Consider the following 1,059-nt stretch of genomic DNA (forward strand, 5'->3'; position numbering starts at 1 on the left):
TCTCACCCTCTGATCCCATGTACGTAGTAGTTCATACACTGCAAAAATCCACATTTGCGATTGGGCCAGAAGAAAATATGTTCCTTGAGGCGTTCGCTCCTCATCGATAAGATTGCGAAGATTTTGATATTCAAGCTCTGTTAAAAATTTATCGACGAGAGCGACATTGTTTGCTTGTGACCGTAGGAACATGTCGTCCCAGAAGAAATGAAGCTTAGCCAGCGCAGTTGGAAGGGCCATGAAGTCGATGTCTTCAGGCCGCTCATATTGCGGCTGATCATGACTGCTGTCTTCATACTCAAAATCGTCTTCTTGGAACATGTTTTTGTATTCAACCTTTCGGAATTCTCGTTCTCCACTGTAGCTTTATGATCCGGTGCTACTCGGCGCGAAAGGAGATATGTCGCACAGAGTTTAGCAGCCCCTTTCATAGCGGAGCATTTCGCTCACAAGGCTAAATTCCGGGGAGGTTTTCCGCCAACTTGCATAATAGAGCTGATAGGCAGGAAGGTCGGCATCCAACTTTTCGTGACGCGATTAAGTGCACCGGCTTCGACATGCATATCTTTCTCATCACCATTCATTTGACGATCACGTATCGTCCCGACGAATCTCCAAACGATTCATCTTCATGAGCCCGATCTATACGGACGCATGGCTTGTCCGGCCCGCCATTGCGAGGGGAACACGTTGAGTATTTAAGCTTAAGTTGACTGATTTTCTCTTCTGTATCTGTCAATTCCTGTCTTCGCTCCTTAATGGTGTCGATTGTTGGCGTAAGTCCATAGCAAATGCCTCCAATGACTAATGCGCAGGCCGTTAAGGCAACAACCGTCCATATCGGCTGACGTGTTAGTGCCGATTGATAGGCTGAGGCGGCCTTCTGAGCGTTGCCCGTGGCAATGCTCATTGCATCAGTCATCCCTTCTGAGCAGGCCTTTGCCCCTTTGAGCATTGCCTCATCGACTCGCTCCTGTGTTAACTCCGGAATGCTTTCCACGACGCTAGTAAGTCGAATAACCTCCTGCTGTAGCCGATCAACGTGCATAGACATCAAGC

Annotated in this window: 2 protein-coding genes; both read right to left on the reverse strand. The window is 48.2% G+C overall.

The window, feature by feature from the left end:
• Nucleotides 1-321, reverse strand: a 321-nt coding sequence (locus tag PQR62_RS25530) for a hypothetical protein (protein ID WP_459251868.1), incomplete at its 3' end; no start/stop codon positions are given.
• 259 nt (nt 322-580) lie between these two features.
• The coding region (locus PQR62_RS25535) for a hypothetical protein (protein ID WP_408160890.1) at nt 581-1,059 on the reverse strand (479 nt) is incomplete at its 5' end.

The organism is Herbaspirillum lusitanum (assembly GCF_046025995.1).
GTDB lineage: Bacteria > Pseudomonadota > Gammaproteobacteria > Burkholderiales > Burkholderiaceae_D > Herbaspirillum > Herbaspirillum lusitanum_A.